Below are 12895 nucleotides of genomic sequence, written 5' to 3'. Positions count from 1 at the left end.
TGTGTAGAAAGCTTCTTCTCCCTCCTTAAACGAAAAACTAAGTCCTTCTATAATAGATTCCCTAATAATTTCAAATTTATTACCATTATCTCCTGGCTTAATTCTTTCGCCTCCATCTATAACTACCTCTTATCCTTATCTTGACAATCTCCAAAAAACAATAAAAAATTATTTATTTACAAGTCATAAATTAAATACTAAAACATAAAATAAATTTTATTGAGTAGGTGACATTATGCAAGATGGGAAAACTAAATTAAAATATGATGAAGTTAGAGATTTACTTTCCCTCCCTAATCCAGAATTTCCAAAATATGCTTCCCAATTAATAAATCTTGCCAATATATATTCCCAAGATACAAGACCAAAAAATGTTGGACAAATGTCTGAACTAATGAAAGAATTTAAAGCAAATGGAGGCAAAACATTTGAAGATTGGAAAAAATAGCACTTATCAAAATATCCAAATGCTGTTTGAGACAGTTAATTTCTCATAAGACAAATATATAACGTTAATAGATTTTCATTGTCAAAAGGTTTATATGTAAATGAGTGGCTATTTTGTATTGATTATTACTATAACTAATAGTATTAAATTTATTCATTGGAGGTATCGAGTCATGACAAGGCAATATCATATTATTACTTGTGACTCCTATGAAGTAATGACAAATTTTATAAATTCTGGTTTGGTTGGTATTCGGCCAGTTCTTACGAAGAGTCAAAATCTACAACGACAAATTGCAGATACTGTTAGAATGAACTGGGATATTCTTGCAGACATTGCTAGAGTTAAAAAAGGAGACTATGTTCTGTTACATACTGGAGGAATTATTGCAGGAATTTTTGAAGTCATAGAAGATCCTCTCGTTGATCAAAATTTATCTCATCTATTTGATGGCCCTAATATCAATACAGGAAATTGGGAAAATAATTGGAATATAGTTACAAGCAAGATTATGTCAGATAACCCAGTAGTATGGTTTATACCAATAAAACCACACGATGAGTTGTATTTTAAAGAAATATCTATGGATGTTATATTTGACTGCATTGCAAAAGGAAAACTCACAAGTCTTCCCCAAAGGCTAAGATATGAGGATAAAAACAAAACAGTAAAAGGTCTTACAAGTAGGGACTTTGAAGTAATTTTGGAGTTGTTTTACAATTATTCCAATAACATCAATCCCCCTAAAATTAGCAGTTCAAGTAATAATATGATTCCAATAACTTTTGATTACTTGACTAATGATGGCTATGAAAAAACCTTGAAGCATTAATGGTTTATAGAATACGGTCTGGAACACTTAGCATTTCTGGAGTTCAGTTTTCACATTCTAATGTTCTTAATACAGTCCCATTGGGATACTTAAAGATGGCTGATTTGCTGACATGGGATGAAATAAATGGTAAAATAATCAATCCATGGATATGGGAACTCAAAAAAGAAAAAATTGGGTGGGATACTCTAAAAGAAGAAATCAAAAAACTTTCCAAGAGAGCATCATATCTTAATACATTTTTTAAGCCATTTCAGGAATTCTTCAAAATATCAGGAGTTATTGTTGCACTTGATTTTACTGAGGAAGCTATAAGTAAATTCCAAGAATTGGTAACCCCAATAGGTGTCTTAGAAGAACTTCTCTTGGTTAAGTATCAAGGAGCAGGACCTAATGTGAAGTTTAATTTAATTGCAAATGTAAAATAATAATGAAAAATAGCATAGTTACTTGCGATATATGAATTCAACTTCAAAATTTAAACCTAACCTCCTTTGTTTTATTCCTATTTTTTCTTCAATTATCGGCTTTAAGTTTTCATCAATTTCATAACCAATCGAATTTCTTTTTAATTCAATTGCTACTTTTGTTGTAGTTCCAGTTCCCAAGAATGGGTCTAAAACAGTATCTCCTATTATAGAAAACATTCTAATTAATCTTCTTGGAATTTCTTCTGGATATGATGCTGTTCGTCTTTCTATTTTTGGATGTATTTGTTTATCTCCCCTTATATCTTCCCATATTTGACTGAACCATTTATCTCTCTCTTCTTTTGTGTATGCACTTGCATATCTTAATGGGTCTTTGGGTTTAAATTTTCTTGGCTTTCCTTTTCTGAATATTAATATAAATTCAACATCAAGTGTTACATAGGCATTAGGAGGCAAAAATCCTGAACCTAAAAAAGCATTTGGCTTATTTGTAGGTTTTTTCCATAATATATAGGGAAGAGTTACGAATCCAATTTTCTCAAAGTGTTCTATTATCTTAGAATGATTTGGAAACAACCTAAAAATACCATTAATTTTTCTTGTTGCATCGCCTATATTTATACAAACTATTCCTCCAGGAACTAATACTCTATAAATCTCTTCCCAAGTAGGTAACAAAGTTTCATGCATTAAATTATATATTTTTATAATATTTTTTTCTTTTTTTTCTTCATCTTCTTCATTTTCTATATTTTTCCATATTTTCTCTATTTTTGGGTTCAAAGATTTAAATAAATCATCCCACATTTCAATCATAGGATATGGAGGGGAGGTTACAACTAAATGGACACTTTCATCATCAATTTCATCCATTTTCCTTGAATCTCCAAAGATTATTTTATGATTGGTTTTTATGTCCATTTTCATCATCCATATCTTTTTTTATTTTTGTAGTTATTATAGATTTTTCGGATAACCAAATTAACACAATATTGCGAATTAATTCTGCATCGCTTTCCCCCAATATTCCACGAAATTTTTCTATCATACTCCACTGTTCTTTTGTAAATGTGACCTGAATTCTCTTACTCATGATACACACCAATAACACATATAAAACACAAAATATTTAAAGCTTTCTAAGCAAGATTTAAGGAAATTTAAAATATTCATACCTTTCCATTTAGTTCTATATAAACAAAAAAATAAAAAATCTTTTAATCATCAATTATTTCTTTGGCTCTATATACGGAAGAATTTTTCCAATAAATAATTCAAAACTTCTTGATTGAATATATATCTTTCCTGTTCCGCTAAACTCATAAACCTTACCTTCTCCTCCAAGTATTGCAGATTTTATACTACCTAGTTTAGTAAGTCTATACTCTAAACCCTCAGTAAATGCCACAAGATGCCCGTTATCAACAATAATTCTTTCGTCATTTAAGTCTATCTCTGCAATAGCTCCAAAACTTGATAAAAATACATCCCCTTCCCCTTCTAATTTAATCAAAAATAACCCTTTCCCTCCAAAAAATGTCTTGGCACCTCCAAATTTTGTATCTATTTCTATATTGGGGGAGGATGCTAAGTAAGAACCACTTTGGGGATATAAACTCCATCTAAAGCATTGATGTATTATATCACCTGGTAATGCTGGAGATAGTCCTAATCTTCCACTTCCAATAAAAGTATTTATAAAAATACTCTCTCCAACGATTACTCTTTTTAATGCGGAGTATATTTTATTTCAAATTCGTAATCTTTTCCTCTCATAATAACACCTTACATTTATAAAAACTTTAATAATAAAAAATTAAATTAATAAAAAAAGATTATTGTTTTTTTTCTTCAATTCTTTCTTCTAATTCTTCCTCTTTTATCCTCTCTCCAGTAATCATATAAACTACTCTATCCCCAATTGAAGCAACAATATTCCCACTTCTTTCTAAGTATTTTGCCGCAAATATTATTTCTGTTGCTAAGGTTAGATTTTTAGGATCCTCTAAGATTTTGCTAATCATACTCCTATATAACTGCTCATATAAATCATCCAATCTTTTATCCATTTCATAAACTTCTCTCGCTAAATCTTCATCTCTATTTTTAAACGAAATCATTGCATTCTTTAACATAGTAATTAAATAGTCTTTCATTACTATTAATAACTCATTTCTTCTATTACCATCTATTTTAGATTTTAACAATAATTTACAAATTTTTGAGGCATTGTCTCCAATTTTCTCCAATTTTGAAGATATTTTAATAGCAGTTATCAACTCCCTCAAATCTCCAGATACTGGTTGATATAAAGCAATTGCCTTAATGCATTTATCTTCTATTTCAATCTCCATTAAATCTATTTCATCATCTTTTTTTCTAACTTTTTTAGCTAATTCTCTATCTCCTTCTGTAAATGCTTTTATAGAGTTTTCAATTTGTTCAATACACATATTTGCCATTTTCATTAAATCATTTTCTATTTCCTTTAACATCATTTCGAATTTTTTTACCATTTTTAACCCTCCTTTAAAAATTTAAAAACTTTAACCAAATCTACCACTAATATAATCTTCTGTCTCTTTCCTCTTAGGATTTAAGAATATATCCTCTGTCTTTCCAAATTCAATTAGTTTTCCCATTAAGAAAAATGCGGTATAGTCAGAAATCCTACTTGCCTGTTGCATATTGTGAGTAACAACAACAATAGTATAATCTTTAGATAATTCAACCATTAACTCCTCTATTTTTAATGTTGATATTGGATCTAATGCAGAGGTTGGCTCATCTAATAATATAACTTCTGGCTTTACCGCTATTGCCCTTGCAATGCACAACCTCTGTTGCTGACCTCCTGACAATTTTAAGGCAGATTTATTTAAATTATCTTTAACCTCATCCCAAAGAGCGGCTTTCTTTAAAGCCCATTCTACGATCTCATCTAATTTTTTCTTATCTTTGATTCCGTGAATTCTTGGACCAAAGGCGACATTGTCATAAATACTCATTGGAAATGGGTTTGGCTTTTGAAAAACCATTCCTACCCTCTTCCTTAGTTCAACAACATCAACATCTTCATCATAAATATTTTTTCCATCTAATAAAACCTCTCCCTCTATTTTTACTCCATCAATTAAATCATTTAACCTATTTAGACATCTTAAAAATGTAGATTTTCCACAACCACTTGGTCCAATTAAAGCAGTAATTCTCTTTTCATAAATTGGAAGATTTATATCAAACAATGCCTGTTTTTCACCATACCACAAACTTAGATTTTTAGTTTCTATCTTTACTTTTTCCATAATCTCACTATCTATATTTTTATTTATTGAGTTAGAGTTTTATGTCATCCTTTAAAGCATATCTTATTGGAATGAATATTGCTAAGAAGATAATAAGCATAACTAATGCTGCTCCCCAAGCTATTTTATGGTCTTCGGGAGAAGGACTTTGCACCAGTGTATATATTAATAGAGGAATAGCTCCAATTGGTTGAAGTGGATTTGTAGGATAAACTTCATATAATCCACCAGCTGTAAATAACAGAGGAGCAGTTTCCCCAGAAACCTTTGCCATACCTATTAATATTCCTGTTAAAATTCCTTTTTTAGCCATTTTTGTAATAATTTTAAATATTACTTGTGCTCTTGTGCAACCTAAAGCATAGCCTCCCTCTTTATATATTTTTGGAATTTCTGACATAGCCTCTTCTGTATATACAGCAACATAAGGAGTTAATATTATTGCAAGAGCTAATGCTCCTGCAAGGGCGGAAAATGTTCCCATGGGAACAACCAATAATCCCATAACAAATGTTCCCACCAATATAGTTGGAAATTCTAACATTATCTGTAACAACATCTTAGTAGTCCTACCTATAAAACTATTTGAAAATTCATAAATATACACTCCAGCCAAAAATGCTAAAGGTAATCCTATAAGAGTTGCTAAAAATGTTAGCATCAATGTTCCCACTATTGCTGGCCCTATTCCTCCTTCACTCAAAGTTCCAAATATAAATGTTGTTCCTTTTTCCATTATAACTGGTAATCCCTTTAATACAATTGAAACAATTATATGAAATAGAGGGAGTATAGCAATAAATGTTAAACTACCAACTACTATTAAAAAGATATAATCTTTAATAGTCCTAATTTTTTTATGAAAATTGTTATTTTTAGTGGGATACATTTTCTCTCCACCTCTTCAAATAATAAAGCCCTATAATATTCACAATCAAACCAATTACAAATAAAACGAGCCCAGCAGAATATAAGACAGAGGTCATATATTCATATAAGATAGCATTTCCAAACTGGTTTGCTATAAGGGAGGATATTGTATATCCAGGAGCAAATAACTTATAAGTTAAGTTAAATGAATTTCCAATAACCAATGAGACAGCAACGGTTTCTCCAAGAGCCCTACCAAATGCCAATATAAAGCCAGATATTATTGCAGGCTTTATAAATCTAATTAAAACTTTTGTAGTTTCATATCTTGTAGCTCCCAAAGCAACCAATCCTTCCCTATATACAGAAGGAATCATCGCATAAGCCTCTCTTATTATTGCAGATGCAAAAGGAACAACCATAATCCCAAGGAGTATTCCAGCAGATAAATAACAGTATCCAGAGAGCGGAGGATAGTCAAATAAAGGAATAAATGAAAAATGCTCATACAAAAACTTCATTACATGGTCTCTTAAAAGAGGAACCAATATAAATGCTCCCCAAATACCATAAATTATTGTAGGCAATCCAGCCATTATGTCTGATATAATAATAAGGGGATACTTTAAAGGCTTTGGAGCATAGTCATTTACAAATATTGCATAACCTATAGATAAAGGAAGTGCTATTAAAATAGCAATTGTGGCAGTGTAAATACTTCCCCAAATTGGTGCGGCTAATCCATAAACTTCCTTTGCTGGTTCTTCAGCAGCCTGCCATATATTTTGGATAAATAAATTTAATCCATACTTTTCAATGGCTGGCAATGCATTATATAAATAGAATCCTACCATTAGCGCAAAGAGTATGAAAACTATTATTATTGCTGGTGAAGTTATTATTTTAAATCCATCTATTTTTTTTAATAGTTTAGATATATCCATAGTTTTCATCCTCATTATGGTAATTTTTTATTTTTTAATAATCTTAAATTTTATTTTATTATCGATCATTAATTATTTTTATTGATTGCTTAATTATTAAATTTTATTTTTAAATTTTCGTTATGTTAAAATAGATTGTTACTAAGTTTTTAAATTTTTCTAAAAAATAAACAAAAAATAGGAAAATTATAGAATTTAAAAAATCTTACTCCTTTATTCTATTTACAGCGTCTAAACCAATTTTTGCTACACTTTCAGGTAATCCAACATAACCAGGAGCTAAATGTTCTGGCTTCTGCCCTTCTGTTAATACCCATGTTAAGAAATCCTTAATTGCCTTTGCCTTCTCTTTACTGTAATGCTTACCATTTTTATTTTCCCAAACTAACAAGTGGGTAAATGCTACTATTGGATATGCATTATCTCCCGGAGCGTTTAACAGTTGTTTTAAATCTTCTTTATAACCCTCTGTTGGATTTGGAATGTATGCTTTAACATTTTCAACAGCCGCCTTTATTGTAGTTTCATTTGCTTTAACATATTTTCCATTTTTATTTTGTAATTCAGCAGTTTGAAGTTTTTCTTCGATTGCATATGACAATTCAGTGTATGTTATTGAGTATGGAGTATTCTTTAATATAGCCACTACTCCAGGATTTCCTTTTCCAGCCGCTCCTCTACCCATCTGATCAACAGGCCAATTAACTATTTTACCAGATCCAACTTTTTCTGCCCACTCTTTGCTTATTAAACTTAAGTATGTTGTAAATATTGCAGTTGTTCCACTGGCGTCACTTCTGTGAATGACAATTATTTCTTTGTGAGGTAATTTATCAGCAATTTTTGGATTACATTCTTTAATTTCAGGATCATCCCAGTATTTTATTTTACCTAAGTATATATCTGCTAACGCATTATTACTTAACTTTAACGTTGTATTTTTAAGTTCTGGAATATTATAGGCAACAACAACAGCCCCTACGATTTCAGGGAATTGCAACGGTTGATCTCCTGTTCCCAAGAATTTTTTCCACATTGCCTCTTTAACTGGAGGATCAGTCCTTCCAATATCAGTTAATCCCTTTAAAAATGTTTCTTGTCCGTAACCTGATCCTCCACCCTCATATTCTATTTTTACATTAGGGTGGGTTTTTTGATAATCTTCAATCCATTTTTGTATCTGATACTTTGGAAATGTTGCTCCTGTAGTTCTTATTATAATGGTTTTTGAATTTGAAGGAGTTTGACTATTCTGAGAGTTTTCTCCTACACAACCTGCCAATGAAACTATTGGGAGTATTAAACAGATTCCTAATATTAAAGCCAATATTTTTTTCACACTCTCACCATTTATCTATAACCCATATTTTATATATTTACAGTATCTAATATTGCATAATATACCTATATAAAGTTTTCTATTTGGAATTAAAATTCATATTTTATGAACTAACTATATAAAAATAAAAATTCAAATATTAAAATTTAATCTCATTCAAACCTAAGACATCGAATGTATTATAGATTCCTTCCTTTTTATCTTTAATAAATCTTATAGATAATATAACTCCATTAACAAACGCCTGCCTACTACTTGCCCTATGAGTAATTTCGATTCTCTCTCCATCTCCAGCAAATATAACTGTATGATCTCCAACAACATCGCCTCCCCTCAATGCGTGAATTCCAATCTCCTCCTTCTTTCTTTCACCAATTAATCCTTTTCTTCCAAAAACAAAAATACTGTCAGTTCCTCTATTTTCTTTTATAATTTCAGCCGCTCTTAAGGCAGTTCCCGAAGGAGCGTCTTTTTTGTATCTATGATGCATTTCAATTATTTCTATATCATAATCTCCAAGTTTTTTGGCTAAGAATTCTAAGGTTTTGAAGAATATATTAACGCCTATTGCAAAGTTTTGTGAAATAACTGCCGCTACTTTATTCTCTTTTATTGCTTTTTCTATTTCCATTTTTTGTTCATCTGTGAATCCTGTAGTTCCTATAACTAAATTAACTCCATTTTTAGCGGCTATTTTAACATTTTCTACACATGCATCTGCTATGGTAAAATCAACTAAAACATCTGGCTTTGTAGATTTTAAAACTTCATTTAGTTCATCTGAAGTAGATAATGGAACATTTATTTTTCCTATGCCAATTAACTCACCTACATCTTCTCCCTTTTTTGGATGATTTGGAATTTCAAATGCCGCAACTACTTTCATATCTTCTTGTTGAGTTATTGTTTTAATTATATTACTTCCCATTCTACCCAATGCTCCTGTAACAGCCACTTTAATCATTTTTATCACCTAATTTTCTATTAAACATCTTTTATGTTCTACACTTTCAAATTTTATTTTATAATATTTATAAATTTCAGATGCAAGATTTTCAGCAAATTTCTTTGCCTCTTCCCTACTCTTAAAACCTAAAACCCAAAGATTCCAAGGAGTTTCCCAACTTGATGATAATTTACAACTTTCTGTTATAGGATTTTTACCATTAAATTTATGTATTATTATTTTTTTATTTTTCCAGTCAATATATAAAGCATAATTTATTCCATCTATTTCAATATTTTCAATGAAATTTCCATAAGTTTTATTTTTAAGATTCCTCTCTAAATATATTTTTATAAATCTGCTTAAAGGCAATTTTGAAATCTTAATTCTAACATTATCCATCTTTTTTTCTAAGATTTCTTCTATTTCCTCTAATTCTATCCAATCTAATGCATCTGGAATTAAAATAGTTATATATTTATCTCCCTCAACCTCAATATCTAATATTTTTAAATATTCACTAAAAATTCCAAAGTCTTTTAATATTTTTATTATATCATCCATAATTATTCCTCTAACATAATGTAGAGTTTTAATAACTTCTCAATAATGTCCAATTTTTCAACGATAATGCATATAAGTTGATTATGCCTATAATTATACAGTTCCTGCTTCAATATGTGCAAATAATGGAAAAATTTTAATTTTAAATAACTTTCTCTAAATTCTTCCCAATGTTCCTCATAAGATTTACCGTGCTCCAATCTTTTAGATAAGATATAATCTGATGCATGCCTATATAACTTTAAATCTATTAAAAAGTTCCTAATTTTTTTACTAAAATTAATATACCTCTCCTTGTTGTGCCAGTTCTCTATATCTTCTTTAATATAAAATTCAAATGCATTTAATAAATATAGCATTCCATAATAAAACCTCGATATAAATGTTCTTAAATCAAACTCTTTTAAAGCATTTATACAACTGTCAAAAAAATGAATACACTCCTTTAAGTATATTTCATTTAATTTATGCATTCTTCCCATCACCTAATATATATACTTTAAAACCTTCTTTTTTCCATAAATCTTTGTTTATTACATTTTTAGTGTCAAAAATTATTTTATTTTTTACTTTTGAGGATATATCTTTTATAGTTCCTTCTTCAAAGTTTTTATATTCATCGTGGTCAGCCAAAATAACTATGATATCTGCTCCATCAACAGTTTCCTCTAAACTATACAATGGAACTATAAAGTTTCTTGCATACTTATCGTAGCATTTTACTTCAAAGCCATCCTCTATTAACTTTCTAACAACTTTCTCTGCTGGACTTTCTCTTGTATCATCAACATTTCCTTTATATGTTACTCCAAATATTGCTATTTTTCCATTATCCTTATTTAATATTTTTTTAATCTTTTCTACTACAAAAAAAGGCATAGAATCATTTAAAATTCTCGCAGTTTTTATAAGAACTGCATTTTTTGATTTCTCAACAATAAACCAAGGGTCTATACTTATACAATGCCCACCTACTCCTGGACCAGGTTTCAAAATATTAACTCTCGGATGTTTGTTAGCCAACTCTATAGCCTCCCATACATCTATTCCTAACTCTTCACAAATCTTCGCAAACTCATTTGCCAATGCAATATTAACATCCCTATAAGTGTTTTCCATTAATTTTACCATCTCTGCTGTTTTAGTATCTGTTAAATATATTTTTCCATCTACAAATGTCTCATAAATCTTTTTAGCCATTTCTTTTGATTTATCGTCTATTCCACCAATTATTCTGTCATTTTTAACTAACTCCGCTAAAATATTTCCTGGCAGAACTCTCTCTGGACAATGGGCTAAATATATCTTCTTCTCCTTAGACAATTTTTTATAAATCTGTTCAGAAGTTCCTGGGGGAACTGTACTCTCAATAATTATTAAATTCCCATCTTCTATGTATGGTTTTATGTCTTCAATGGCCTTATTTAAGTAACTTAAATCACATTTTTTTTCTCCATCAATCTCAATACATGGTGTAGGTACGCAGATAATAAAAACATCAGCCTTTTCTGGCTTTGTTTGAACTTTTAAATTTCCCGAATTTATGGCTCCTCGGACTAATGTCATTAAATCCTTTTCTGTAGTTTTAAAATTTAATTTTTTAATCTCCTCTACTCTTTTTTTGTCTATATCTACTCCTATAACTTCATATCCATATATTGCTAACATTGATGCTGTTGGTAATCCAATATATCCTAAACCAATTACACATATCTTTTTTTTATCATTATTCAAAATTTTTGTCATTGCTATCCCCTAACTTTTAAACTTAATAAGTAAGATAAGATATTAATTAATAAGAATAATATTATTTTAATGTATTTTTAATTCAAACTATATTGTAATAAATAAAATATCATAAATATAAAATAAGATATAAATAGGAGGGAGATTATTATGGAAAAAATAGCAGTATTGGCATATTCAGGAGGATTAGACACAAGTTGCTGTTTAAAATTGTTAGAGGATAAGTATGGATATAAGGTTGTTTCTGTATGCGTAGATGTTGGACAGCCAGAAGAGGAAATAAAAGAAGTTGAAGAAAAGGCCAAAAAATTAGGGGTATTAAAACATTACACTATTGATGCAAAAGAAGAGTTTGTTAAAGATTATATATATAGGGCTATAAAGGCTAATGCAATGTATGAAGGTTATCCATTATCTACTGCCTTAGCAAGACCCTTAATTGCTCATAAGGTTGTAGAAGTTGCTTTAAAAGAAAATGCAGAAGCAGTAGCTCATGGATGCACAGGAAAGGGTAATGATCAATTTAGATTTGAAACTACTATAAGAATTAAAGCCCCTCATTTAAAAATTATTGCCCCTATAAGAGACTTAAACTTAACAAGACAAGAAGAAATTGAATATGCAAAAGAAAAGGGAATACCAATACCTACTGAAAGTAAAAAATACAGTATTGACGAAAACTTATGGGGTAGAAGTATAGAAGGTAGCGAGTTAGAAAATCCTAATTTTATTCCCCCAGAAGAGATATATGCATGGACTAAAAATCCATTAGAAGATAAAAATGAGGAAATCGTAGAAATTGAGTTTAAAGAAGGAGTTCCAATAAGTATAAATGGAGAAAAATTAGAGCCAGTAGAGTTGATAAAAAAGGCTAATGAAATTGCTGGAAGACATGGAGTTGGAAGAATAGATATTATAGAAGATAGAATTATTGGACTAAAATCAAGAGAAAACTACGAATGTCCAGGGGCTATTTTATTATTAACAACTCACAAAGCTTTAGAGCAGTTAGTTTTAACAAGAGACGAACTTAGATTTAAGGAAATTGTTGATAGTTTATATGGAGAGTTGATTTATAAGGGACTTTGGTTTGACCCTTTAAGAGAAGATTTAGATGCATTTATAGACAAAACTCAAGAAAGAGTTACTGGAACTGTTAAGGTTAAATTATTTGGTGGCTCTGTAAGGGTTGTTAGTAGAGAAAGTCCATACGCTTTATATAGTAAAGAGTTAGTTTCATTCGATGAAAAAGAAATAGACCAAAAAGAACTCGCTGGAATGGTTAAATATCATGGATTGCAAGCAATGTTATACGAGTTAGTGAGATTGTCAAGATAAGGATAAGAGGTAGTTATAGATGGAGGCGAAAGAATTAAGCCAGGAGATAATGGTAATAAATTTGGAATTATTAGGGAATCTATTATAGAAGGACTTAGTTTTTCGTTTAAGGAGGGAGAAGAAGCTTTCTAC

The 12895-nt window shown here is 29.9% G+C and carries 16 protein-coding genes and 2 pseudogenes; 5 read left to right on the top strand and 13 right to left on the bottom strand.

Annotated features, from left to right (window positions below; all coding sequences use genetic code 11):
- The 4 genes and pseudogenes from HZY31_RS03640 to HZY31_RS03625 all read left to right on the top strand — a co-directional run.
- Positions 1-144 (top strand): annotated as a pseudogene (locus tag HZY31_RS03640) (IS6 family transposase); the annotation flags it as partial.
- A gap of 91 nt (positions 145-235) precedes the next feature.
- Complete coding sequence (locus tag HZY31_RS03635; protein ID WP_297318106.1) at positions 236-448, top strand: MjaI family restriction endonuclease; 213 nt, start codon at positions 236-238, stop codon at positions 446-448.
- Positions 449-758: 310 nt separating this feature from the next.
- A complete protein-coding gene (locus HZY31_RS03630; RefSeq protein WP_297318105.1) occupies positions 759-1280 on the top strand; it encodes a hypothetical protein in 522 nt (173 codons plus the stop codon).
- 95 nt (positions 1281-1375) lie between these two features.
- A complete protein-coding gene (locus HZY31_RS03625) occupies positions 1376-1708 on the top strand; it encodes a hypothetical protein (RefSeq protein WP_297318104.1) in 333 nt (110 codons plus the stop codon).
- Positions 1709-1726: 18 nt separating this feature from the next.
- Here the strand turns inward: HZY31_RS03625 and HZY31_RS03620 are convergent, their stop codons facing one another.
- From HZY31_RS03620 to HZY31_RS03565, 12 genes are all read right to left on the bottom strand, one after another.
- Positions 1727-2632, bottom strand: coding sequence for a DNA-methyltransferase (locus HZY31_RS03620; RefSeq protein ID WP_297318103.1), 906 nt, complete (start codon positions 2630-2632; stop codon positions 1727-1729).
- Positions 2610-2804, bottom strand: a complete 195-nt coding sequence (locus tag HZY31_RS03615) for a CopG family transcriptional regulator (protein ID WP_297318102.1) — start codon at positions 2802-2804, stop codon at positions 2610-2612. The genes HZY31_RS03620 and HZY31_RS03615 overlap by 23 nt, the downstream gene beginning before the upstream one ends.
- 135 nt (positions 2805-2939) lie before the next feature.
- Positions 2940-3398 carry a TIGR00266 family protein gene (locus tag HZY31_RS03610; protein ID WP_297318107.1) on the bottom strand — a complete coding sequence of 153 codons (459 nt, stop codon included), beginning with the start codon at positions 3396-3398 and terminating at the stop codon, positions 2940-2942.
- 148 nt (positions 3399-3546) lie between these two features.
- Positions 3547-4227 (bottom strand): phosphate signaling complex protein PhoU, encoded by a 681-nt coding sequence (gene phoU / locus HZY31_RS03605; RefSeq protein WP_297318101.1) that lies wholly within the window; start codon positions 4225-4227, stop codon positions 3547-3549.
- A 30-nt stretch (positions 4228-4257) separates the two neighbouring features.
- The gene (gene pstB / locus HZY31_RS03600; RefSeq protein WP_214400070.1) at positions 4258-5016 is read right to left on the bottom strand and encodes a phosphate ABC transporter ATP-binding protein PstB; all 759 of its coding nucleotides are present in this window, start codon (positions 5014-5016) and stop codon (positions 4258-4260) included.
- Positions 5017-5047: 31 nt separating this feature from the next.
- Positions 5048-5905, bottom strand: coding sequence for a phosphate ABC transporter permease PstA (gene pstA, locus HZY31_RS03595; RefSeq protein WP_297318100.1), 858 nt, complete (start codon positions 5903-5905; stop codon positions 5048-5050).
- Positions 5892-6830, bottom strand: coding sequence for a phosphate ABC transporter permease subunit PstC (gene pstC, locus HZY31_RS03590; RefSeq protein WP_297318099.1), 939 nt, complete (start codon positions 6828-6830; stop codon positions 5892-5894). Before pstC ends, pstA begins: the two co-directional genes overlap by 14 nt.
- 205 nt (positions 6831-7035) lie before the next feature.
- Positions 7036-8169 carry a phosphate ABC transporter substrate-binding protein PstS gene (pstS, locus tag HZY31_RS03585; protein ID WP_297318098.1) on the bottom strand — a complete coding sequence of 378 codons (1134 nt, stop codon included), beginning with the start codon at positions 8167-8169 and terminating at the stop codon, positions 7036-7038.
- A gap of 139 nt (positions 8170-8308) precedes the next feature.
- A complete protein-coding gene (dapB, locus tag HZY31_RS03580; RefSeq protein WP_297318097.1) occupies positions 8309-9133 on the bottom strand; it encodes a 4-hydroxy-tetrahydrodipicolinate reductase in 825 nt (274 codons plus the stop codon).
- 9 nt (positions 9134-9142) lie between these two features.
- Positions 9143-9679, bottom strand: a complete 537-nt coding sequence (locus tag HZY31_RS03575; protein ID WP_297318096.1) for a hypothetical protein — start codon at positions 9677-9679, stop codon at positions 9143-9145.
- A 2-nt stretch (positions 9680-9681) separates the two neighbouring features.
- A complete protein-coding gene (locus HZY31_RS03570) occupies positions 9682-10152 on the bottom strand; it encodes a hypothetical protein (RefSeq protein WP_297318095.1) in 471 nt (156 codons plus the stop codon).
- Entirely contained in the window at positions 10145-11425 is a 1281-nt protein-coding gene (locus HZY31_RS03565; protein WP_297318094.1) for a nucleotide sugar dehydrogenase, read from the bottom strand. Before HZY31_RS03565 ends, HZY31_RS03570 begins: the two co-directional genes overlap by 8 nt.
- A gap of 150 nt (positions 11426-11575) precedes the next feature.
- On the opposite strand from HZY31_RS03565, the gene HZY31_RS03560 reads away from it, so the two are divergent.
- Positions 11576-12763: an argininosuccinate synthase gene (locus HZY31_RS03560; RefSeq protein WP_297318093.1), complete on the top strand. Its 1188-nt coding sequence runs from the start codon at positions 11576-11578 to the stop codon at positions 12761-12763.
- Here the strand turns inward: HZY31_RS03560 and HZY31_RS03555 are convergent.
- A pseudogene (locus tag HZY31_RS03555) lies at positions 12755-12895 on the bottom strand (IS6 family transposase); the annotation flags it as partial. The gene HZY31_RS03560 and the pseudogene HZY31_RS03555 overlap by 9 nt on opposite strands.

Source organism: Methanocaldococcus sp., assembly GCF_024490875.1.
Lineage (GTDB): Archaea > AGJL01 > Methanococci > Methanococcales > Methanocaldococcaceae > Methanocaldococcus.
This window is presented reverse-complemented; position numbering and strand designations above follow the sequence as displayed.